The organism is Brevundimonas sp. (assembly GCF_036659295.1).
Lineage (GTDB): Bacteria > Pseudomonadota > Alphaproteobacteria > Caulobacterales > Caulobacteraceae > Brevundimonas.
The window spans coordinates 61,228-84,649 of record NZ_JAVXCU010000001.1 but is presented as its reverse complement, the minus strand read 5'-3'; the positions used below and the strand labels follow the sequence as shown (position 1 = coordinate 84,649).

18 protein-coding genes and 1 tRNA gene are annotated in these 23,422 nt (G+C 62.6%); 9 read left to right on the top strand and 10 right to left on the bottom strand.

What is annotated here, in order from left to right:
- Positions 1-23 precede the first annotated feature (23 nt).
- Both RSB01_RS00420 and RSB01_RS00415 read right to left on the bottom strand, forming a co-directional pair.
- Entirely contained in the window at positions 24-563 is a 540-nt protein-coding gene (locus RSB01_RS00420) for a disulfide bond formation protein B (RefSeq protein WP_332619378.1), read from the bottom strand.
- A gap of 49 nt (positions 564-612) precedes the next feature.
- Positions 613-1,191, bottom strand: a complete 579-nt coding sequence (locus RSB01_RS00415) for a YqaA family protein (protein ID WP_332624963.1) — start codon at positions 1,189-1,191, stop codon at positions 613-615.
- Positions 1,192-1,388: 197 nt separating this feature from the next.
- Here RSB01_RS00415 and RSB01_RS00410 point away from each other — a divergent pair, with 197 nt between their 5' ends.
- The 8 genes from RSB01_RS00410 to RSB01_RS00375 all read left to right on the top strand — a co-directional run bounded on the left by RSB01_RS00410 (position 1,389) and on the right by RSB01_RS00375 (position 5,847).
- Positions 1,389-1,595 (top strand): hypothetical protein, encoded by a 207-nt coding sequence (locus RSB01_RS00410; protein WP_332589975.1) that lies wholly within the window; start codon positions 1,389-1,391, stop codon positions 1,593-1,595.
- Between the two features lie 52 nt (positions 1,596-1,647).
- A complete protein-coding gene (locus RSB01_RS00405) occupies positions 1,648-2,757 on the top strand; it encodes an isoaspartyl peptidase/L-asparaginase (RefSeq protein WP_332589976.1) in 1,110 nt (369 codons plus the stop codon).
- A gap of 9 nt (positions 2,758-2,766) precedes the next feature.
- A complete protein-coding gene (locus tag RSB01_RS00400; protein WP_332589977.1) occupies positions 2,767-3,240 on the top strand; it encodes an isoprenylcysteine carboxylmethyltransferase family protein in 474 nt (157 codons plus the stop codon).
- A 43-nt stretch (positions 3,241-3,283) separates the two neighbouring features.
- Positions 3,284-3,556 carry a hypothetical protein gene (locus tag RSB01_RS00395; RefSeq protein ID WP_332589978.1) on the top strand — a complete coding sequence of 91 codons (273 nt, stop codon included), beginning with the start codon at positions 3,284-3,286 and terminating at the stop codon, positions 3,554-3,556.
- A gap of 75 nt (positions 3,557-3,631) precedes the next feature.
- Entirely contained in the window at positions 3,632-4,639 is a 1,008-nt protein-coding gene (locus RSB01_RS00390; RefSeq protein WP_332589979.1) for a fumarylacetoacetate hydrolase family protein, read from the top strand.
- Positions 4,640-4,759: 120 nt separating this feature from the next.
- A tRNA-Leu gene (locus RSB01_RS00385) sits at positions 4,760-4,844 on the top strand.
- Between the two features lie 146 nt (positions 4,845-4,990).
- Positions 4,991-5,311: a metalloregulator ArsR/SmtB family transcription factor gene (locus RSB01_RS00380; RefSeq protein ID WP_332589980.1), complete on the top strand. Its 321-nt coding sequence runs from the start codon at positions 4,991-4,993 to the stop codon at positions 5,309-5,311.
- 2 nt (positions 5,312-5,313) lie between these two features.
- A complete protein-coding gene (locus tag RSB01_RS00375) occupies positions 5,314-5,847 on the top strand; it encodes a rhodanese family protein (RefSeq protein WP_332589981.1) in 534 nt (177 codons plus the stop codon).
- A gap of 63 nt (positions 5,848-5,910) precedes the next feature.
- On the opposite strand, the gene RSB01_RS00370 is transcribed toward RSB01_RS00375, so the two are convergent.
- The 7 genes from RSB01_RS00370 to RSB01_RS00340 form a co-directional block, all read right to left on the bottom strand.
- Positions 5,911-12,189 carry an Ig-like domain-containing protein gene (locus RSB01_RS00370; protein WP_332619376.1) on the bottom strand — a complete coding sequence of 2,093 codons (6,279 nt, stop codon included), beginning with the start codon at positions 12,187-12,189 and terminating at the stop codon, positions 5,911-5,913.
- 332 nt (positions 12,190-12,521) lie between these two features.
- Complete coding sequence (locus tag RSB01_RS00365; protein WP_332589984.1) at positions 12,522-14,381, bottom strand: LuxR C-terminal-related transcriptional regulator; 1,860 nt, start codon at positions 14,379-14,381, stop codon at positions 12,522-12,524.
- A gap of 27 nt (positions 14,382-14,408) precedes the next feature.
- Positions 14,409-15,596 (bottom strand): HlyD family efflux transporter periplasmic adaptor subunit, encoded by a 1,188-nt coding sequence (locus RSB01_RS00360; RefSeq protein ID WP_332589985.1) that lies wholly within the window; start codon positions 15,594-15,596, stop codon positions 14,409-14,411.
- On the bottom strand, positions 15,589-17,721 hold the full coding sequence (locus RSB01_RS00355; protein ID WP_332589986.1) for a type I secretion system permease/ATPase: 2,133 nt from the start codon (positions 17,719-17,721) through the stop codon (positions 15,589-15,591). The genes RSB01_RS00360 and RSB01_RS00355 overlap by 8 nt, the downstream gene beginning before the upstream one ends.
- 2 nt (positions 17,722-17,723) lie before the next feature.
- Positions 17,724-19,034 carry a TolC family protein gene (locus RSB01_RS00350; RefSeq protein WP_332589987.1) on the bottom strand — a complete coding sequence of 437 codons (1,311 nt, stop codon included), beginning with the start codon at positions 19,032-19,034 and terminating at the stop codon, positions 17,724-17,726.
- 176 nt (positions 19,035-19,210) lie between these two features.
- Positions 19,211-19,651 (bottom strand): nuclear transport factor 2 family protein, encoded by a 441-nt coding sequence (locus RSB01_RS00345; RefSeq protein ID WP_332589988.1) that lies wholly within the window; start codon positions 19,649-19,651, stop codon positions 19,211-19,213.
- A gap of 29 nt (positions 19,652-19,680) precedes the next feature.
- Positions 19,681-21,696, bottom strand: a complete 2,016-nt coding sequence (locus RSB01_RS00340; protein WP_332624962.1) for an NADPH-dependent 2,4-dienoyl-CoA reductase — start codon at positions 21,694-21,696, stop codon at positions 19,681-19,683.
- Between the two features lie 128 nt (positions 21,697-21,824).
- Here RSB01_RS00340 and RSB01_RS00335 point away from each other — a divergent pair, with 128 nt between their 5' ends.
- The gene (locus RSB01_RS00335; protein ID WP_332589990.1) at positions 21,825-22,379 is read left to right on the top strand and encodes a PadR family transcriptional regulator; all 555 of its coding nucleotides are present in this window, start codon (positions 21,825-21,827) and stop codon (positions 22,377-22,379) included.
- On the opposite strand, the gene RSB01_RS00330 is transcribed toward RSB01_RS00335, so the two are convergent.
- Positions 22,376-23,338, bottom strand: a complete 963-nt coding sequence (locus RSB01_RS00330) for an MBL fold metallo-hydrolase (RefSeq protein WP_332589991.1) — start codon at positions 23,336-23,338, stop codon at positions 22,376-22,378. The genes RSB01_RS00335 and RSB01_RS00330 overlap by 4 nt on opposite strands.
- Between the last annotated feature and the right edge of the window lie 84 nt (positions 23,339-23,422).

Genomic DNA, 23,422 nt, shown 5'->3' with positions numbered 1-23,422 from the left:
GGGCAATCTCTACGCTTTTGCGCCTAGTTTCGGGGAGCGCGGGCGTCTTTGGGACGCTTGGCGGCCAAAAGGCTCAAGGCCGACAGTAGCACCAGAGCGATGAAATTCCATGCCGCCATCGACAGGCCCATAAAGCTCCATGCGATATCGCCACACGAGATGATCGGATCGATCTCGACCGTGCCGTTCAGGATACCGGAAAGGTTGCCAAAATCGATGTCGGCGGGATTGCCCGCCATGCAGGTGGCCGGAAGTGCCCACCAGCCCTGTTCGCCGCCAGCATGGAAGCCTGCCGTAATGGCACCCGTAATAAAGACCAGTGCCAGCACAAAGGCGGCCAGACGCGGCGTACCGCGACGCGAGCGGCTGATGAGGTGCCACGCTGTGGCGGCCCCTGCGACAGCCAGAGCGGCCCAGTAGACCTCGCGCTGTTTGAGGCACAGATTGCACGGGGCCAGCCCCCCGAAGCGCTCGAACGCATGGGCGGTTGCCAGCATGGCAGCTGAAATCACAAAGGCGAACACCGTCCACCAACGCGTCAGAATGGAATAAAGGCGCTTCATGGCGGACAGTCTTAGACGGCTATTTTCATGGCGTCATCTGTCCTTGTCTTCAGTGCAGGAACTTCACCGCCACAAGGCCCGCCAACATCACGATCAGGAACAGCACCGTGAACAGGGCCAGACGGCGTTCCACGATCTTGAGCATGGGCGGCCCCCAGCGTCTCAGCACAAAGGCGACCAGGAAGAAACGGGCAGAACGGGTCAGCACGCTGAGGATAAAGAACAGGGCCAGATTGAACTGGAACACCCCCGCTGAAATGGTGATCAGCTTGTAGGGAATGGGGGTCGCGCCCTTGATGACGATCACCCACGCCCCGTATTTCTGGAACAGCTCCTTGGAGGCCTCGAAGGTGTCGGCCTTGCCCAGTGTGGACAGGATGGCCATGCCGACCGGTTCCAGAAAATAGCCGATTGCATAGCCGAGCACGCCGCCCAGAACCGAGGCCACCGTACAGACCGTAGCGTAGAAATAGGCGCGATCCGGTCTGGCCAGCACCATCGGGGCCAGCATCACATCGGGCGGAATGGGGAAGAACGAGCTTTCCGCAAAGGACACCACAGCCAGCGATCGCGTGGCATGGCGGTGGCGGGCCAGCGAGAACACCCAGTCATAAAGCTTACGCAGCATGGAAACTCCGGCAGGCTTAATACGCCGCACTCGGACACCTCCATAGCAAGAGGTATGCGCCAGCGCGAGGCGACCATACGTCCCGCCCGCGTCAAAGCGCACTCTTGTCGCGGACAGGCCATCGGCATAGCTTTGCCTTTGTCCGGTCACGCCGGATGTCGCGCCGTCTTTACGGCCTTTGTTTTCGAGCCCTGTCTATGCCTGTCAAAGCCCCGCACTGGTTTCCGTGGTTAAGCCCGCTGTGTGCCGCACTGGGGGCATGGTTGCTGGGGGTGCAGGTTCTGCAGGGCGGTTTCTGGATCATTATGGGCGTGGCGCTGGGCTGTGCCCTTGTGCCGTTCGTGGTGTTTCGTCTGGCCTGCCGCCTGCGTCACAAATCCGGCAGCGAAGCCCGCAACGGGTGACAAAGCGCCGTCTGCGCCGTATTGCCGACTCAAGGTAGCGGAGGGACGCGTTATGAAACATTCGGCTTTGGGATTTGCGCGCGCGGTGGCTGTTGCGGCCTTGGCGGCACTGGTTGCGGGTCAAGTACAGGCTCAGGACGCTGCGTCGCCGCAGGGGCAATGGGCGCTGGCCCTGCATGGCGGAGCCGGTGTGATCGAGCGGGCCAGCCTGTCGCCGGAACGTGACGCGCTCTACCGTCAGGGACTGCAACAGGCGCTGGACGCCGGACAGGCTGTGCTGGCCTCGGGCGGCTCGGCGCTGGATGCGGTCGAGGCGACGGTGCGCGTTTTGGAAGACAATCCGCTGTTCAATGCCGGCAAGGGGGCTGTGTTTACCTCGGCAGGCAAGAACGAGCTGGATGCCGCCATCATGGACGGCACAGACCTGAATGCAGCCTCGGTGGCGGGGCTGACGCGTACGCGCAATCCGGTGCGGGCGGCCCGCGCAGTGCTGGAACAGTCGCCGCACGTCATGCTGATTGGCGAGGGGGCCGAAACCTTTGCCGCCTCGGTGGGGCTGGAGCAGGTCACGCCGTCCTATTATTTCACCGAAAGCCGCTGGCAGGCGCTGGAAAAAGCTCTGCGGGATCGCGGCGAGCCGGTCCCTGCCCGTCCCGAAGGCGCTCCGGCGGCACCGGCGCGACTGGGTCCGGCGGCACCGCTGGCGTTTAACCTGCACGAAGCGCCGCTGGACGAGCGCAAGTTCGGCACGGTGGGGGCTGTGGCTCTGGACCAGAGCGGGCGTATTGCAGCGGCCACCTCTACGGGCGGCATGACGGCCAAGCGCTGGGGCCGTGTCGGTGATGTGCCGGTGATCGGCGCTGGCACCTATGCGTCCAATGCCGATGGCTGCGCTGTGTCGGCGACCGGAGCAGGCGAGTATTTCATCCGCGCCACGGTGGCCCGCGATATCTGCCACGGCACGGCCAGCGGCCAGTCGCTGCAAGCAGCGGCCGATGCCGAGATTGCCGAGGTCGGGCGTCTGGGCGGTGATGGCGGGGTGATTGCGGTCGCCCCCGATGGCACCGTCGCCTTTGCCATGAACACGTCGGGCATGTACCGCGCCACGGTGTCCAGCAATGCGGCGGCCCGTGTGGCCATCTATGCCGACGAAGAAAAGTAAGGGACACACATGGCTGATCTGCGCGCCTCGCCCGGTGTGAAATTTCCACCGCCCCTGATCTTCCTGCTGTTCCTGCTGGCCGGATGGGGTGCCGAACAGGTCACGACCGATCTGACACTGGGGCTGAGCGAGGCGCTACGACGCGGGCTGGCCATTATCCTGATCGTGGTCGGTCTGGGGTTTGACGGTCTGGCCGCAGGGCAGATGCGCCGTCACCAGACCGCCGTCGAGCCGTGGAAGGGGGCATCCAACCTTTTGACCACCGGCCTGTTCGCCTATACGCGCAACCCGATCTATCTGGGGTTCGCCCTGACCTATCTGGGCTTTGCCGTGGCGATGGATTCGCCGCTGGCCGTTGCGCTTATTGTGCCGTGCGTGATCGTGATCGACCGCTTTGTCATTACGCGCGAGGAGGCCCATCTGGGGGCTGTCTTCGGGGCCGCCTATGACGAGTATCGCCGCACCGTACGCCGCTGGATCTGAAGCAGCGTTTCCACAAGGGGGCGTCACACCCTATATGGGCCGCATGACTACTGAAAACGAACTGTCGGAAATGGCTCTGGAAGAGCTGGATGCAGCGTGCAGCCTGCATTTTGCCGAGATGAAAAAGATCACCCCGTGGGGCGACACCTATGAGGCCATGGCGCCGTCGGGCCGCGAGGTCGAGATCGAGCGTCGCTATCTGTGGGAAAACGGCCAGCCGGGTGGCGGGATCGTTGTCGAGGTCGAGGTGCGCGACCCCGCCCTGCAAACCGGAGCCGAAGCCCGCGCGGTGATCGGGCCAAAACGCGAAGCTTGACCGCAATATCACATCTTGCGTGAGGCGCATGGTGGACCACTTTCAACTTGTCCCGCTCTCGACTAGCTTCGAGTTATGAAACTCGCTTCGCTCAAGCATGGCCGCGATGGCCGCCTCGTCGTCGTCTCCAATGACCTTAACTGGTTCACGGACGCCTTTCTGATTGCCCCCACGCTTCAGGCCGCACTGGACGACTGGGCGCGTTGCGAGCCGCAATTGCGGGCCCTAGCCCAGAGCCTGGAGATCGAAGCCGTGCCGCGTGGACGTTTCCACGAGCGCGATGCCGCAGCGCCCCTGCCGCGCGCCTATCAGTGGGCCGACGGATCGGCCTATGTGAACCACGTCGAGCTGGTCCGCAAAGCGCGCAATGCCGAAATGCCGGCAACCTTCTGGACCGATCCTCTGATGTATCAGGGTGGCTCGGACGGGTTCCTGGCTCCGCGCGATATCGTGCCGCTGAAGGACGAAGCCTGGGGCTGTGACCTCGAAGCCGAGATCGTGGTCGTCACCGGCGATGTGCCGCTGGGTGCCAGCCGCGAGGAAGCTCTGGCCGCGATCCGTCTGGTCGGTCTGGTCAATGACGTAAGCTTGCGCAATCTGATCCCCGGCGAACTGGCCAAGGGGTTCGGCTTTGTGCAGTCCAAACCTGCCAGCGCCCTGTCGCCCGTGTTTGTGACGCCCGACTCGCTGGGTGACCGCTTCAAGGATGGCAAGCTGCACGGCGCATTGCTGGTCAACATCAATGAAAAGCCGTTCGGCAAGGCCGATGCCGGTGTGGACATGACGTTCGACTTTGGCACCCTGATCGCGCATCTGGCCAAGACCCGCGCCCTGTGCGCCGGTACCGTTATCGGCTCGGGCACCGTCTCCAACAAGGATGCTGGCGGCGGCCCCGGCAAACCGGTCAGCGAAGGCGGCCTTGGCTATAGCTGCATCGCCGAGGTGCGCATGGTGGAAACCATCCAGAAGGGGGCCGTCGAAACCGGCTTCCTGAAATATGGCGATGTGGTCCGCATCGAGATGCTGGACGAAAACAACCACTCGATTTTCGGGGCTATCGAGCAGACCGTCACTCAGGTTTAAGCCCGAAATCAGCGCCATTCAAAACGCCGCCTGTAACGGGCGGCGTTTTTCTTTTCATCTTTGTTTATTTAGCGTTGACCACAGCGAAGCCATCGCTAGATTGCGCCTCCTCCAGACCGTGCCGGTGTGGTGGAATTGGTAGACGCGCCGGATTCAAAATCCGGTTCCGAGAGGAGTGTCGGTTCGAGTCCGACCACCGGCACCATCTGTTTTCCCTGAAAATCTGAATCCTGTTTGGCGGCGGCTCGCCGCTATTGGCCCTTTATACCTGCATGGTGTCTGGACAGCGGGTTTGGCTGGCCCAATATATTAGATATTGCTAATTTAGAATGACGGAATATATAAGAGGGCATGACACCGTTCCCGCCTTCCATGCTCGACACGTTCGAGGCCCGCGCCGGTGAAGCGGCGGCCATGCTGAAATGTCTGGCCAATCCGCACCGCCTTCTGGTGCTGTGCCAGCTCGGGGATGGCGAGCTTCAGGTCTCGGAGCTGCAACAGACTATCGGCCTGTCGCAATCGGCACTGTCGCAGCATCTGGCGCGTCTGCGCGAGGACGAACTGGTCACGACCCGCCGTGAAGGCACTGCTGTTTTCTATCGTATCGCAAATCCGGCTGTAGGCAGGATCATCGCCACACTGGCCGAGATCTATTGCCCTCCCGAGGAATAATCATGAGCCACCTTACCCCTATGTCTTCCGCACGTTTGTCGGACCTGATGGCCAAGGGCACGGTTGAACTGGTCGATATCCGCGAGGCCGATGAATATGCCCGAGAACATATTGCCAGCGCCCGCAGCCAGCCCTTGTCCGCCCTGCCCTCTGTGCTGGAGGCTTCCGGCAAGACCGTTGTGTTCACCTGCCGCTCGGGCAACCGCACGGCAGCGAATGCCCAACGTCTGGCCGCTTGCGCCAATAAGGAAGGCAGCGTGCCCGCCTATGTGCTGGAGGGCGGCGTGGACGGCTGGAAGAAGGCCGGATTTGCCACCCGCATCGACAGGACCAAACCCGTCGACATGATGCGTCAGGTGCAGATGATTGCAGGCGGACTGATCCTGCTGGGCGTCGCCTTGGGGACATGGGTGCATCCGGCCTTTTATGGCTTAAGCGCCTTTGTCGGGGCCGGACTGTTTGTGGCGGGCAGCACAGGTTTTTGCGGCATGGCCCGTCTTCTGGCCTATGCGCCGTGGAACCGCAGGAACGCCTGAGCCTAAACAAGAAAAAAGGCGGTGCTGGACACTTGCACCGCCTTTTCCTCAAGAGTTCAAACCCTAGATTGCGTGGACGACAAGGTCCTCCAACGGTTCAAGGATCGGGGTGAAGACCGGCAGGTCCACCTGATGATGACCAAAGCCCGGCGAGAAGGCCGTACCCGTCGCATCAAGGGCATCGTCCACCGCATCGAACAGCCATTGGCCGTCATCGGCATCCAGCCAGCTATCAACCAGATCGTCCATCGGCAAGCGGTCGGCCGAGAAGCCGAGGCCGCCCAGCAGGCCGCCCAGACCGTCCTGAACAACACCGAAGAAGTCGTTGAGCAGCGAGGCATCCAGACCGCCGCCCAACTGGTCACGGATCAGGTCAGACAGATTGCCCAGATTGGTGTTTTCAAAGCCGCTTTCCAGCTGGGCCTTCACCGCATCGGCAAAGCTGCTGACGAAGCTGAGACCCGAGGTCGTTTCCAGATGGATCTGGAGACTTGAGGCGAAGTCGATAATGGCGCTGCTGCCCAGATACTGCTGGGCATAGGTCGCCAGCGAACCCAGATGGGTGTCCGCGAAGCAGTCCGCCAGATAGGCTTGGACATCGGTGACGAAGCTGGCCACATCGCCCGCCGAGAGCCCGTCCTGCAGATAGTCCTGAACATCGGCAGCGAACTGGCCGAAGACATGGCCCTGCAGATATTCATGGGTGCGGGCGAGGATTTCGCCAAGATTGGCGTTTTCGAAGCCCGCTTCCAGATGGGCCTGAACACGTTGGGCGAAGTCACCCAGCTGACTGCCGCCATAACGGGCGTTCAGATAGTTCTGCACGTCCGAGGCGAAGCTGGCGATAGCGTCGGCGCTGAGATAGCTACCGATACGGCCCGACAGATCGGCCACATAGCTGCCGTCCAGAGCATTGGCGATATGGCCTTGGGCCTGTGCGATGAAGCTGGCGATATCGCCATCATCCAGACCGTTGGACAGCATGCCCCGCAGGTCGTTGGCGAAATCGACCACGGTCGAGGCATCAAAATGCCCGCGAATATGATCGACCAGCTCACCCAGTCGCGTACCGTCCAGCGTGTTTTCCAGCTGGGCTTTCACATGGTTGGCGAACTGGCCCAGATGGGTATTGCCGTAATGGTCTTGCAGATAGGCCTGAATCTGGGCGGCAAAGCCGGTAATGGCACTGCCCCCCAGATACTGGCGGACATGATCGGGCAGGTTGGCCAGAGGGCTGCCTGCCAGACTGGCATCGATATGGGCGCGGGCATCAGAGATGAAGTCGGCAATATCGGCGGCAGTAAAGCCGTTGGACAGTCTGGTGCTGAGCGCATCGGCAAAGTCCGAAACGGTGTTGGCATCCAGATGGTCACGCAGATGCACGACCAGATCGCTGAGATAGGAGCCGTCAAACAGCGCCGACAAGCGGCCCTGAACCTCGGCGGCGAAATCGGCCAGCATGCCGGACTTGTCGGCAAAGCGGGCGGTCAGTTCAGCCTGAACATCCGAGACGAACTGGCCAATGGCACTGGCCGACAGGTAGTCGCGGGCGGACTGTGACCAGTCATCCAGCGGTGTCCCCGCAAGGGCGGTGTCCACATGGGCCTGAACCCGTGCGATAAAGTCCGCGATGTGACCGTCGGTGAAGCCACCCGCCAGATAGGCTTGCAGGCTGTCCGCAAAGTCGCTGACGGCCGCACCATCAAGGCTGTTGCGGATCAGGTCGGCCAAACCAGCCAGCGGTGTGGCATCCAGGCTCTCGCCCCAGAAGGCTTGCAGGCGGGCGGTGAAGTCGGCCACATCGCCGGCATCCAGACCGTCTGACAAATAGCCGCGAATGGCGCTGGAGAAGTCGTCGATCGCGCCAACTCCGGCATTGTCACCCAGCCATTCCACAGCCCCGAACAGGCTGAGTAGGCCTGCTCCGCCTTGCGGGCCACCAATGCTGTTCAGCAGGTTGGCATCAAGGAAGGAGCCGATCGTGACGCTGCTGCTTTCACCCCAGACATCTTGCGCTGTCAGGTTCATGGCGTTCAACAGGCCGACGCTGAGCAGCGAGCTGGAGAGCAGGCCGCCCTGCAGATCGACCACATGGACCGTCTGGAGGAAGGCATTGATCTCGGCATTGTCCAGAGGATCACCCGAGGTCGAGACGATCTCGATCTTCGCCCTTGGAGCAATCAGGCCCAGCACGCCTTCGGAATGGGTGACGCGCACCTCGTAGCCGAGGGCCGTGGCCAGCGTCTGGTCATAGGCAAAGCTGAGCGGGCTGAGATTAACCGCCAGCACAGGGGCATATTCCAGCGTAACGCGCGCCAGATTATTGTCGGCATCGGCGACCAGCAGGTCCTGAGTGGCCAGATTATAGCCGAGCAGGTTACCGCCCAGAATGCCCAGTGTATTCTCGGCAGCAGCCCCCACCGTGGGCGCATTATTGCTGGCAGAAGAACCGATCGTGTCGTCATCCACCGTAACCGAGGAACTGCCACGATCGCCGTCACCATCAACGGCTGTGCCGCCGATTTGCAGATCGCCATGGGTGGCGGGATCGGCCGAGACCTTGGCATCCACCAGCAGTTTGTTGCTGGCCAGAAGGTCGTTGATGATGGCGATGTCGCTATCAAATCCCGCAGTCAGATCCACACCCTTGAGCAGGATGCGCTGATCGGTGGCACCGGCATTGGCGGCACTAAAGCCTCCGGCAAATCCGCCTGTGGTGGAGATGTGGATCACCGTACCGTCGGCCGTGTTTTCGAAGTGCAGATAATTGCCAAGATTACCGGCACTCTTGCCCACGCGGCCTTCGCCTTGCAGCAGATCGGACAGGTCAAGGACGTCGCCCTGCTGGGTCAGACCGGCATTGTTGAAGTCGAGGATCGTATCCAGCGGCACGCTACCGGCATTGATCTGGTCGCCGCCCTCGAAGCGGAAGATATCGACGCCTGCACCGCCGGTCATGGTGTCGCCACCGGTCCCGCCGATCAGGATGTCGTTGCCGTCGCCGCCGAGCAGGATGTCATTGCCCGAGCCGCCGCGCAGGATGTCTTTACCCGCGCCGCCGACCAGAGTGTCGTCGCCGCCATAGCCGTAGATACGGCTGTCCAGGCCGGCCGTGCCCGTAAGTGTCTCGCCGCCGTCGCTACCGCTGACGAACTGGGCGGGCAGGCTGGTGCCGATCCCCCCGCCACCGATCGCAACATCGGCCAGTGTGAAGTCACTGACCTGGACCAGATTGCCCTGTGCGTCCGTGGCCTTGATGCCGAAGCTGGAAGCGAGATCGACCGCCAGCAGACCGCCACCCATGGTCAGGGTGCCGAGGAACTCGTTGAGTTTCCAATTGTCCAGCGTACCGCCATTGCTGGCCTCGATGCGGATGGTGTGGTTTGCTGGCAGCAATAGCGAGTAGCTGACCTCGACGACATTGATGCCCAGCTCGGTCGCCAGCTTGGTGTCATAGACAAACCGGCCGCCACCAAGCCCGACCAAAGCACTATAGCTCAGCTCGATCGTTTTGAGATCATTGTCGAGATCGGAGGCTGTGAAGAGCTGGTTTTTCTCCAGCTTGATCACATCCAGCACATTGGCATCGACAAGACCCAGAAGGCCGCCGGGCTGGCCCATGCTGGCAAACGGATCATTGTCGCCCGCCGGTTGAGCCTCGCGGCCCGTGACCGTCACATTATAGGCTCCGGTGCTCATATCGATCTCGACCGTCTCGCCACGGATGGTGGTGACGGTCAGGGTCTGGCCCTCGAAGCTATGCGACAGGACCGTGCTGGAGGTGCCCGAAACGACCACCGATCCGCTCATCGGCGAATAGGTGAAGGTCAGGCCGTCCACCGTGACCGTTTCCATATAGCCGCCATCCAGTCCCATATCGGTGACCAGGGTGCCGCTCAGCAGACCCGGCTGGGTCGGGGACAGCGTCATCGGGGCCGCCACACTCGGCATGCCATCCGCGACATTGACATTGATCGCACCGATGGCCGTATCGCCGCCATCGGTCACCGTCACCGTAATAGGCAGGACGATATTATCCGATCCGGCCGGATGGTCGATGCCGTCAACCAGTTGCACACGATAGCTGCCGTCCGCCGCGATCGACACGGTCAGGACAGTGCGGCCACCGGCGACACCGATCAGGTCGCCATTGCCTGCCGTCTGCCAGCTGATGGCTTCGCCGCGCGAGGTAAAGGCTGCCGTCGGGCCGCTGAGGGTGACGGTCGCATTGGCCGTAGCGTCGGTGATCGCGATCTGGCCGACAGCGGCGATGGAGGCGTCCACCTCGCTGACCCCGGCAATCGAAGCGCCGACATCCAGCGCCACACCGTCGATTTCAAAACCTGTGCTGGCCGAAGGGGAAGGATTGCCCGCCGGATCACGCAACTGGGCCGTCACGACATAGTTGCCGTCGTCAAAATCACTGCCCAGTGCGATGGTAATCTTGCCTGCGCTGATATCCGAAGCGGACAGGGTGCGGGTGATCTCTTGCTGAATACCGCCCACAGTGATGGTCAGAACCACCGTATCACCGGCAGATGCGCCCTGTGGCAGGCCGACCTCGGCGTCCAGACCGGCGGCCAGTTCCGCGCCCGTCACAACGCCATCATCGGCACCGGAAATGGCCAGTGTCGGAGCCTGTGTAGAGGGTGGCACCAGATCGAGCGTATAGTCGCGTGTGCCACTTCCCTCGCGGGCAATGCCGTCATTATCGGTAATGTCGGCCTTTACCGTAAGCGTACCGCCTGTCAGGTCCGAACCGCGCACGGCCACAGACCATGTGCCGTCAGCGGCGATCTGGCCACGATAGGTGGTGCCGTTGGCCTCGATCTCGACCGTACCGCCGGGCTGGAAGCCGCCCACTCTGGCGACACTGCCCGTCAGGGTGACCGAGCCTTGCGACTCGGCAATGTTCACAATGTCGTCGCCGGCAATGGTCGAGATACTGACGACCACGCCGTCAGGGCCGACAATACCGCCCGGAACGACATTAAAGGCAAAATCGGCAGACGGCATCGAGCTTTCGCCGGAGGCAGACAGCACGACCGCACTGGCGCTGTAGCTGCCATGGGCCAGATTATCAGGCAGAACCACGATCACCTGTCCGGCGGCGATATCGGCGGCCGTCAGCACATGCTCGAATGTTGCACCCCCATCGATGGTGACGACGACCTTGCCGCCAACCTCGGCCCCTTTGCCAAAGGTGACGACGGTCTGGATACCGTCGGCAATTTCGGTATCGTCGATACCGCCAACCGCCTCGGGAATATCCAGATCGGGGGCGTCAATCGAACGGGTCGGGGTCAAATCGGGAGCCACTGTCGAGGCGTCGGGCGACACATTATTCGACGCATCCGTCAGCGTGACCTTGACGGTCTCGCCATCCACCTGAGCCGGTTGCAGAGTGACGCTGAACGTGCCGTCCGTTCCGACCTTGGCGCTGCCCAGAAGGGTGCCGTCGGGGGCATAGACCTTGGCGGTGGTGGACGGCTCGCCCGTACCGGTCAGGACCGTGCCGTCATCATTGACGTCCAGATTGGCCGCCGCCGCAGGAGGCGTCAGGTCGGGGGCCGTGGCCTCCGACGGACCGGAGATATTGCCTGCCGCATCGGTGGCGGTGACGGTGACCTTTTCAGTATTGATCAGTGGCGGGCTGAGGCTGACCTCGAAGCGGCCGTCAGTACCGGTCGTGCCCGTGCCGATCACCTTGCCCGAGGGATCACGCACCGTAATGGTTGAGCCGGCCTCGGCGGTGCCGCCCAGCTTGCTGCCATCGGCGCTGAACACCAGATTGCCGGGGGCAGCGGGCGCTGTGGTGTCGGGAAGTTCCGGCAGGGTCGGGTCTTTGTCGTCATCATTGACGAGATTATAGATCGCACCGCCGATCCCCAGACCGGCGATCACCGCCAGTGCGGCACCGACACCACCACCGGCCAGAGCCGCCATGGCATCGCCGCCACCGTCATGGGTCAGGCCTTCGAACGGAGAGGGCTCCAGCACGCCGATCGAATAGACCGGCATCGGCCCGTCGGTGATGGCGCGTGATGTTTCCATCATCACCAGACCGCCTTCATTATCCATCAGCAGCAACTGGCGCGGCTCGGGGCCTTCATAGAAACCGGCCAGACGAATGACCTCACCGTCCGGCCCGACCACGATCAGATCTGTGCCGTCGCGCACCATGCTGGAAACCGTTCCGGCATACATGCGCAGATAAATTTTCTCGGCAGAGGCGACATCGATACGGCCAATGCCCTCGATTGTCGCAGCCTGCGCTACGGGTTGGGTTGCGGTTGCCAGCTTGGCTTCTACGGTCATGGCTTTCGCAGTGGGGGTCTGCATCGAGCGCTCCATCGAGAGTCTAAAAACGGCCCTATTACAGGCTTGCTAGACCGATAAACTTTATGGAACGACGATACGTTGCTGCGTAGAACTACTAGGTATTTCTCCGTAACCATTTGGAAATATAGGTAATTATTTCCATAACACGGCAGGCATGTCAGCTAGGGGTGGCATGGACACGGCTGGCTAAGGCGATCATTTCAAAGCACAATTTTGACATTTTGTGCCGCACGCGACAGCCCTGCCATGCGCGCTTTGGATTGCAAAATCCTCGTCAGGGCCACCCTTCGCACCTGTGGTTTTAATGGCGCACAAGCGGCCCAAGCCGGATTTTAGCGCTTTTGGCCCGCTTCGCCCGCCACACGCAGCAGGTCCGCCAGCGACTTGGCGCTGAGGCGGTCCATCAGGCGTGACCGGTGGGCTTCGACCGTGCGCGGGCTGAGCTTCAGTTGCAGGGCAATCGACTTGTTGGTGCCGCCCGCCAGCAGACCGTCCAGCACCTGGCGCTCGCGCTCGCTCAACTCCGACAACCTGTCCTGCACGGCATTGTCGGTTACGGCCTCGGGGACCGGCGGAGACTTGTGGCGCACCCTTGAAACGACCGAACGGATCGCCTCGGTGACAATGCGCGGACCGGTGCTGGCTGACAGAACATCGCCCGCCCCCATCCGCATCAGCCGCACAATCGCTTCCAGCGGATAGGCCTGCATCCCTGTGACCAGCCACGGCACGTCACGCGCCGACAGGTTCAGTTCTTCCAGAATATCGAACAGGCGCTGCGGCTCGCCCGGCGCCTGAAAAATCACGGCCCCCGGTTGCAGATCACGCGAGACAGCCACAAAGGTGGCAGGCTCGTCGAACTGGAGCAGCCGGACCTGATCTTGCAGCAGGGCCGCGCGCTGTTCTTCGAAACCGTGCAGGTCGGGACCGCCAATCCGTACCCAGTAGGCCCTTTGCTCGACCCGATGGCGCACAGGGCGGAACATCCCGCCGATGCGGCCACCATCCTTGGCACCAGGGTCTATCGGGAACGCATAGAGCGCCACGGCCTGATACTGTTCCGAAGGCACCGCCAGCCCCAGCGTCACCTGCACCATTTCTCCGGCGCGGACCCTATCGGGAATGGCCAGCGCCAGCTCGCGCTCTTCGGGCAGGATGACGGCGCACCATTCGGTCCACGCGACAGGCTGGCCCTCCAGTACCGAACCCCATTCCTGTCGCGTTTGCGGGTCCAGCGGACGGATAGAACGCTCGCCGACCCCCATGCTCCAGATCACATCGTGGCGGCCCGGCACCAGATCGAAGGGCGGGCGCATGGCTTCCCAACCGCTGTGCCAGTCGTCGATTTCCAGCCCCGATCCGGCCCAGGCGCTAATCTGGCCCTCTGCGTCGAAAATCGGACTGAAGCGGAGACGGTGGGCCAGCGCCTTTGCGGCGGCCCCTTTGAGCGGCATGTGCAGGGCAAAACCCCGACGATCATGCTGATGGTCGGCAAAGGCCCCTGCAAGGCGGGCCGTATCGTGCGTATCCAGTATGTCAGACCAACCGCCGTTCGCGTCGGATGCCAGCCCCTGATAGTCACGCGCCCGCTTGTTGATCCAGACCGGAATGCCCTCGGGGGTACAGCGCCATAACAGACGCGGCGTCTGGTCCATCAGGGTGGCCAGCGTTTCCTCGCTGGCCCGCAAGGCTTCTTCGGCCAGAACCCGACGGGTCTGGGGTAACAGGGTCAGCACCTCTATCGGGTGGACATCATCCGGCAAGGTCCAGCGGTGAACCGACCAGTGGCTGTAAGGGCCGTCATCATCCGCCTTGTCGCTCAGGGCAATATCGCGTGTGCCAAGGGCAGACTTGCGCCACCATTCACGCAAGGGCGACGACTTGGCAAGGACCGCGCCAAAAGAGACCTGTCCCATGCCCGGCAGCGCCGCAAAGGCGGCGTTGAAATAGAGGCGCTCCTCCTCGCCCCAGATCAGGACCATGGGCAGGGGCGACGGCAGGATGAAGCGCAGCACCGTCTGGAGCTGGCCCGCCTCGGGATAGGCATCGGGCCGGATATGGCGGCTAAGCTCGGTCGCCAGTTCGCGTAAGCCCTGCCTTTGTTGCAACAGATCAGGGCGCACAGGCGCGGCCACAAGACGGTCCGTCGTGTGCAGCCCCTTTCGGGCAGATGGCAAGGCTTTATCGGACATACCGGTTCACTGTCTGGGCCGTGAGGCTTAGGTCAGGCGGGCTTTCAACAAGGGTTTGAGAAGGTAGCTGAGGACGCTGCGCTCGCCCGACTGGATGTCGACCTGCGCCACCATGCCGGGGCGGATAGGCAGGCGCTGGCCGTTCTTTTCCAGCCATGCGCGGTCGGTGCGGATCAGGACGCTGTAATAGGCCATCTTCCCGCGCGGGGTGTCTTCTTCGAGCGTATCCTCGCTGATCTGTTCGACCTTGCCGGGCAGGTCGCCATAGATGGTGAAATCATAGGCGCTGATTTTCACACTGGCGGGCATACCCTCGCGGATGAAGGCGACGTCGCGTGGCTGGACGCGGGCCTCGACCAGCAACTGGTCGTCCACGGGGGTCAGTTGCATGATCGCCTCGCCCGGCTGGACGACACCGCCGCGTGTGGTGACGATGATCTCGTTCACACGCGCCCGCACAGGGGCGGTCAGGCGCGTGCGCTGGAGCTGGTCGCGGCGCTGGTTGAGGATTTCAGACTGGGCCGCCAGCTCGGCTTTCTTGTTGGCCAGCTCGGCATAGGCTTCCTGCATATAGGTGTTGCGCACCTCGGTCTGGCGTCCGGTCAGGGCGGCAATATCCTTGCCCAGACGCAAGCCCTCGACCTCGCTCACAACGCCGCGCTCGGCCAGAGGGGTGACGATGTTCAGCTGGCGCTGCGCATAGCCGGTCTCGGAAGACAGGGCGGCCAGTGTCGCATTCAGGTTTTGGCGCCGCGCACGGAACAATGCCTGTTCGGAGGCGGTCACCGCATCGCCTGCAGGGATGCTGTCGGGGAAGCTGATGGCCGTAGAGCCGAGGACCTCGGCCTCAAGGCGGGCAATCGCCGCCGTCAGGGCCTTGACCTGTGAGGCGGTTTCCTGCGTGGCAGTGGTGAAGCGGGTATCGTCCAGTTGGGCCAGAGGCTGACCGGCATCGACCACCTGTCCCTCGCGCACCAAAAGTTCGGCAAGGATGCCACCCTCCAGACTCTGGATCACCTGAACCCGGCTATTGGGGATCACCTTGCCCTCGCCGCGTGCGACCTCGTCCACCTTGGCCCATGCGGCCCACAGGATGAAGATGGCCACCACGCCGACACAGGCCCAAAGGATGGGGCGCGCCAGAGGGTGAGCCTCGCCCTCACGGGTATCGGCAAGGGCGCGACGGATCTGGCGTTCTATTCTGCGGTCAGACATGGGCCACCTTGCGCAAGCCGGACAGGCCCTTCACCGGCGATGTGGCACCCGCCGGACCATCACCCACCACCCTGCCATTCGACAGGGCCACGACACGGTTGGTCAGGGCAAAGACTGTGCGGCGGTGGGTGGCAATGACCACGGTGCGGCCTTCCAGCCAGCCGGACAGGTATTCGATCAGACGGCGCTCGTTATTCTGGTCATAGGCGGCGGTCGGTTCGTCCATCAGCACGATGCGCGGGTCCTGCAGGATCAGGCGGGCGATGGCGATGGCCTGACGCTGGCCGCCCGAGACACTGCCGCGCCCGACCAGTGGCAGGTCCAGACCTTGAGGATGGGCGCGCACATAGCCACCCAGTCCCACCGCATCGAGGGCCGCGACCAGATCGTCGTCGCTGTGGCGGCCTCCATCCAGTGTCAGGTTCTCTCGCAGGGTGCCATGGAACAAGACGGCATCTTGCGGCAGGAAGCCGATGGCATGGCGGCGGTCTGCCGGTTCGATCTGGAGCAGGCTGATATCGTCCAGAAGCACGCTACCGGCGCTGGCATCGCCGAGGCCCGACAGCAGGCGCAAGAGCGTGGACTTGCCCGCGCCATTGCCACCAATCAGCGCCACCCGCTCGCCGGACTTGATCTCGAGCTTGGGCAGGGTCAGCACAGGGGGAGCATCGGGCGACAGACGCACCTCGACACCCTGTAGCTGATAGTGACCGGTCAGGTCGGGCTTGCGCGTGAACTGGCGGTCTTGCGGGCGTTCGGTCGGGGCCTCCATCAACTGGTCCAGCCCCTCCAGCGCCACCTTCACATGCTGCCAGCGCGACATGATGCCGGTGAACTGGGCCGTGGGCGATACGGCCCGCGACACCAGCAGCGAACAGGCTACCAGCGCGCCCATGGTCATGTTGCCCGCCGCGATCTGGTGCACACCGATGACCACCGCCCCGACATAGGTCAGTTGCTGGACCGAAGAGCCGAGCGACGAGATGGCCGAGGACAGGTTGCGGTTTTTCAGACCGCTATCAGCCAGTTGGTTGGACAGCACTTCCCACAGGCGAAGATTGCGACCTTCGCCACGGGCGGCTTTCAGGCCTTCGAGATTATCGACGGTTTCCAGCAATAGGCCGTGTTTGACCGCCCCTTCGCGCAGATTGGCCCGCGACAGCTCGGCCATCTTGCCCTGTAGCAGCAAGGCCGGAACCAGCATGATGATAACCCCGACCAGAGGCGCAATGGCCACCGGCCCGCCCAGAATGGCGATAATCGCGATAAAGAAGATGATGAAGGGCGCGTCGCTGATGGCGGCGACAGTCGAGGCAGTAAAGAATTCGCGCACCGTCTCGAACTCTTTCACCTGACTGGCAAAGGCCCCCGTCGAGCCGGGCTTGGCCGACAGGCGCACCGACATCACCTGTTCAAACAGGCGAGACGATAGTTTAAGATCCAGCGTCTTTCCGGTGGCCTCCAGAAGGTGCGAACGCAAGGTGCGCAATAGAAGCTCGGCCAGAATGGCCACCACCACGCCTGTGGTCAGCACCCACAGGGTCGGAAAGTTGGACGTCGGCACCACGCGGTCATAGACCTGCATGACAAACAGCGACGAGGCTACGGCCAGAAGGTTGGCAAAGATCGCCGCTGCACCGACCTCGATAAAGGCGGGCCATGCCTCGACCACGGTCGATTTCAGCCAGTGGCGTTTCTTGGGCTTGGCATAGCCCTCGGCGCGGGTGTCGCCATTATAGACGGGACGGGCAAACACCATGTCGCCCGCATAGGCCGCCCGCAGCTTGTCCATAGTGACGCGCTGTGCCCCGCCATGGGTGAAGGGGCTGAGTACCACCGCCATATCATCCTCGCGGGCGGCAAACACCAGACAGCGGCCATTGCGCAACAGGATCAGGGTCGGGAACAGATCGTCGGGCACATCGTCCAGCGGCATGGGCACGACCCGCGCCGACAGACCCGCGCGGCGCATGGCACGGCGGACCTGATCCAGCGGCAGTCGCCCGTCATCCAGTGGCAGACCATCGCCCAGCATGGCCGCCGATGCGGTCACGCCCAGTTCGGCCGCCAGCAGGCTGAGACCTTCGCGGAGTGGATCAACCTCTTGGGGGAGAGGGCGGGTCATGGCTAGTTTGCTACCGTCCCGCCGCCAGCCACAAAGCTGTCAGCCAGTTGGCCCAGTTGCGCTGCAGCGCGATACTGGCTGCGCAGGCGTTCTACCGTCAGTTCCAGTATCTGGCGCTCGGCCTCGAAATATTCGCTCTCCATGACGATCAGGTCCTGAATGTCACGGCGGCCGACAATGAACTGTTCGGCATAGGCGGTGCGCACGCCATCCGACTGGGTCACCTGATCGGACAGGGCCGAGATCCGCTCTTCGAGAGCGCGGTCATTGACCACCAGCGAACCGAGGGTGCGTTTCAGGTCCCGCGCCGTGCCATCCGCCCCGAGACGGGCGGCATCGCGGCGGGCCGCTTCGAGGCGCGGGCGCTGGAAGGTACTGAACCCCTGCTGGGTATTCATGCGCAGACGAAGGCCGATGGCGCTGTCGTCCACCAGACGCCCGCCGATCTCGCGGCGCATGACCGAACCTTCGAGGACCAGACGCGGATAGCGGGCGGCCTGTGACTCGCGGAAGGTGGCATCGGCGGCTTCGGCTTCCAGCACCGAGCGGCGATAAAGCGGCGAGGCGACAATCGACTGTTCCAGTGCCGCAGGGGCGCGCAGCGGGATCAGGAAGGTGGTGGGATGCGGCAGGCGCACACTGCCCGCCTCGCGCCCGACCAGAACCGTGAACATTTCCTCGGCCTCGGCCAGTTCGCCGTTCAGGCGCGCCCGCAAGGCGTTGGCCGTCGAGACGGCCAGATTGGCTCGGCCCAGTTCGGCCTGATCGGAGAAGCGGCCCGTCACCCGTTCTTGTGCCATGCCCTGCAAACGGCCAAGGCGCTCCAGATGGTCACGGATCAGGGTCAACTGGGCGCGACCACCGGCAATATCGAGCCACTGTTCGGTGACCTGCAGCGCCACGTCGTCGCGGGTGATCAGCATCTGGGTCTGCTGACGCGAGGTCAGGGCATCGGTGCGGTCCACATTGGAGCGGACCTGCCCCCAGTCATAAAGGGTCTGCGAGACGGTCACGTCATAGCCGACGCCCGAGGATTCCGGTCCTGCCGAGGCATTGATGGCGGGCAGATAGCCGTTGCGGGCGATACTGCCCTCAACCTCGGACACCTCGATCTCGGCGCGCGCCATGCGAACATCGGGATCGCGCATCAGGGCTTCGCGGACGGCGGCAGCCAGTTCGGTGTCACCGGCGGCCTGTTGCGCCTGTGCGCTGGACGCGGCACCCAGTGCGGCAGACACCGCATGTGTGGAAGACAATATCAGCATCAGAGCCGCAGTCGAAACTCCGGCAATATTCCGTATCTTCCGGCTCATGGGTTCCCCTCGGACGCACCGCTACGATTGATTCGGACACATTGAATAACACTGAAATCTCAATTTTCGGTTTGCAGCTTAACTTTAGTGACGGGCCAAGGTTCCGCCGGGGCGGGCAATAAAAAAGGCCGCCGGATGGAACCAGCGGCCTTGATGGGCGGTGATTTCAGACGCGGTTAGCCCGCGCCCTTATAGGCCGGAAGCAGGTGGCCAAGGCGTGCGCCCATCTGGGCCCCCAGCGCCTGAAGCCCGTTGAGGGGACGGATCATGACCTCGAAATCGACGATCTTTCCGTCGTCGTCAAAGCGGATCATGTCGATGCCTTTCAGGGATTTTCCATCCACATCGGCACTGAATTCCAGAATGATGCTGTTGCGGTCATCGCCTGCAAAACTGCGGTGATAGGTGAAGTTTTCAAACACCTGAATGACCGTGCCCAGCACCAGCTTGACCGCCGGTGCCGAGTGATAGCCCTTGAACGCCATGGGCGAGCGGAACACGGCGTCGGGATGCAAAAGTGCATCCAGTTCGTCCATATTCTTTTGCTCGACCAGCGCGTGCCAGCGGGCGAGACCTTCCAGAGCCTTGGGGTTCAACGTGGTTTCGGTTGTCAGCATGTGCGGGCCTCCCTTCCCTTTTGTTCGCGTCAGATTTGAGCCGCCAGTCGTGTGCCTTGATTGATGGCGCGCTTGGCATCCAGTTCGGCAGCGACATCGGCCCCGCCGATCAGATGAACCGTCATGCCCGCATCCTTGAGCGACTGCTCCAGTTCGCGGTTGGGGTCCTGCCCCGCACAGATCACCACCGTGTCGGCAGCGATCACCTGCGGCTCGCCGTTCAGGGTGATGTGCAGGCCATCATCGTCGATACGCTCATAGGTAACGCCGGGGATCATGTTGACGCCCTTGGCGACAAGGCCCGCGCGGTGAATCCCGCGGGGGTTCTGGCCAGGGCCTGCGCCGACGTGGGCGGTCTTGCGGTTTAGCTGTCCCACCTGCCGGGCGGGGGGGGGCGGGTGCGGCTCGGTCAGGCCGCCTGCGGTTTCGTAATCTTGATCCACGCCCCATTCCTCGAAGAACAGGTCGATATCCTGAGACGGGCTGACACCTTCGTGGACGAGGTATTCGGCCACATCGAAACCGATGCCGCCTGCGCCGATGATGGCGACCTTTTGCCCGACCGGCTTCTTGTCGCGGAGCACGTCCAGATAGGTGAGGACGTTCGGACGGTCCTCGCCCTCAATGCCCGGTTTGCGCGGATTGATGCCGGTGGCCAGAACCACTTCGTCAAAGCCCTTGAGATCGTCTGCTGTAGCGCGGGTGTTCAGGCGAAGATCAACGCCGGTGCGCTCTACATGGCCTTTGAAATAGCGCAGGGTCTCGAAGAATTCTTCCTTGCCCGGCACCTGTTTGGCGATGTTGAACTGGCCGCCGATTTTGTCATCGGCATCGAACAAAGTGACCTTGTGGCCGCGCTCTGCCGCCGTCGTCGCAAAGGCCAGACCCGCAGGGCCCGCGCCAACAACCGCCAGTGATTTTGGCGTATCGGTGGGCGCAATCACGATCTCGGTTTCGTGGCAGGCGCGCGGGTTCACAAGGCAGGACGTGATCTGCAACGAGAAGGTGTGGTCAAGGCAGGCCTGATTGCAGCCGATGCAGGTATTGATCTCCTGCGATCGACCCTCGCGGGCTTTTTTGACGAACTGGCTGTCGGCGAGGAACGGGCGGGCCATGGAGATCATGTCGGCCTGACCGTCGGCCAGCACCTGTTCGGCAACCTCGGGCGTATTGATGCGGTTGGTGGCGACCAGAGGGATGTTGACCTTGCCCATCAGGTTCTGCGTCACCCATGCAAAGGCGGCGCGCGGTACCTTGGTGGCGATGGTCGGGATGCGGGCCTCGTGCCAGCCGATGCCGGTATTGATGATGGTGGCACCGGCCGCTTCGATGGCGCGGGCCAACTGGATCACCTCGTCCAGCGTCGAGCCGCCCTCGACCAGATCGAGCATCGACAGGCGGTAGATGATGATGAAGTTAGGCCCCACGGCCTCGCGCACGCGGCGCACAATCTCCAGCGGGAAGCGGATGCGGTTCTCATACGAACCGCCCCATTCATCGTCGCGCTGGTTGGTGCGGGCGGCGATGAACTCGTTGATCAGATAGCCTTCGGACCCCATGATCTCGACGCCGTCATAGCCCGCATATTGGGCAAGGCGCGCCGAGTTCACAAAGTCGGCAATGGTCTGTTCAACCTCATCGCCCGAGAGCGGGTGCGGCACGAACGGGTTGATCGGCGCCTTGATGGCGGACGGGCCGACCAGTTCCGACGAATAGGCATAGCGGCCAAAATGCAGGATCTGCATGGCGATCTTGCCGCCGTTCTCTTGGACTGCGCGGGTAACGACCTTGTGGTGGCCCGCTTCTTCTTCCGTTGTCATTTTGGAGGCACCCGGCCACGGAGCCGCGCGGGCATTGGGAGCAATACCACCCGTCACGATCAGGCCGACACCACCCGCAGCCCGCTCGGCATAGAAGGCCGCCATGCGGTTAAAGCCGTCCGGCGCTTCTTCCAGACCGACGTGCATCGATCCCATCAACACGCGGTTGGCCAAGGTCGTGAAGCCGAGGTCCAGCGGACGGTTCAACAGCGGGAAATGCGACATGACCATAACTCCAACGGGGTCTTTCACCGCATCTAGAACATTGCTTCCGATGTTTTGCAACGGGTTGCAAAAACATTTGTTCTGCGCTGTTCTCCGGTCTTTAAGAAGCTGCCCCTAGGGAAAATCCCATGTCCCTGCCCCATGCCCTGCTGACCGCCCTGATCGAACGCCCGCACTCTTCGGGGTTGGAACTGGCCCGACGTTTCGACAAGTCGATCGGCCATTTCTGGCAGGCCTCGCACCAGCAGATTTACCGCGAACTGGGGCGGCTAGAGGCTGATGGCCTGATCGCGTCCGAAGCCGAAGCGGAAGCACGCGGTCGCAAGCGCAACTATCATGTCCTGCCTGCGGGCGAGGCGGCGCTGCGCGACTGGATGCGCGAGGCCGATGCCAGTGCGCCCTTACGCGATACGCTGATGGTGAAACTGCGGGCCGATGCCGTGCTGGGGCTTGAGCGTTCTGACACCCCCGCCCTTATCGCCGCCATCGAGGAACGCCTGACCCAGCATCGCGAAAAACTGGCCCAGTATGAAAACTTTGCTGTACGCGACATGGCCCATCCCGATCCGGATCGGGCTGTGCTTATCCGCCAGATGATCCTGCAGGCGGGGCTGCGCCATGAAAGCGGCTGGGTGGAAACGCTGGAACAGGCGCTGGAGCTGCTGAAAAGCGAGGCGGACTAACACGCCCCCGATGCGGACAGGTCCAGCGGTTCGTACAGAACGGGCAGGGCCACAGTGATACCATCACCCGCCAGCGCCATGATTTCGCGCATCGCCACATCCACCCGCTCGAACGCATAGGGCAAGGGTTTGAGCGGGGCATCCAGCGAGCGGCTGAAATCGTCCCAATGCACAGGGATGACCAGTTTGGCACCGCTGGCGACCACCGTATCGCGCCAGTAGGTTTCGATCGCGTCGCGGTCCTGAAGTCCCAACTGCCCTATCGACAAGAGGATGACATCGGCGGGATATTGCGACAGATCGGTCTGCGCCCTGCCCGCACTGGGCACCGCCAGAATACGGCATGATCCGTGGGTGACATAAAAACCCAGACCGCCGCCGGTTTTATAGTCGGTCGCGCGGGCAGGGATGTGAAAACCCTCATGGATGATGCCTTGCATGCGCTCGGGCGGGGCATGGTCCAGACCAAAGACACGCACATGAAAGAGGCCGCGCTCAATCTGATCATGAGGCCCAATAATGCGCGTCGCCTGCACGCCTTCGGCCCGTGCGATATTGAGGGTGGAAAGCGTGCCCCACACTTCGCCGCCAGCCTGCTTTACCCATTCGGGCGCATCCATTGCGTGATCATAATGGCTGTGGGCCACCATCACCGCATCCAGACGCGATACGCCGGTTCGCGCCCTGACCTTGCGAACCTGTTCCGCATCCGGTTGCACCCGTCCGAACAAGACCTGCCACAACGGCGGACGTGTGACGAAACCGTCGATCACCAGCGTGGTCCGGTCATCCGACAGCACCACACCGGATGTGCCGATAAAGCGTATGCCCAAGCCAGTGGCGAGCGGTTCTTTACGGATCGGCACTCGAGGCCAATCGTCGAGAGAGGGGCGAAGATTCAGCGCCACAACCCCCATCACCACGACCACCAACAGGGCCGCTGCCAGCCCCGTCCACAAACGTTTTACCTTCAGGCTTTGTGTCTGTTTTCCCGTCCCCATGGGTCGATACTAACACCGCTCTCAATATTTAACAGTGTGTCA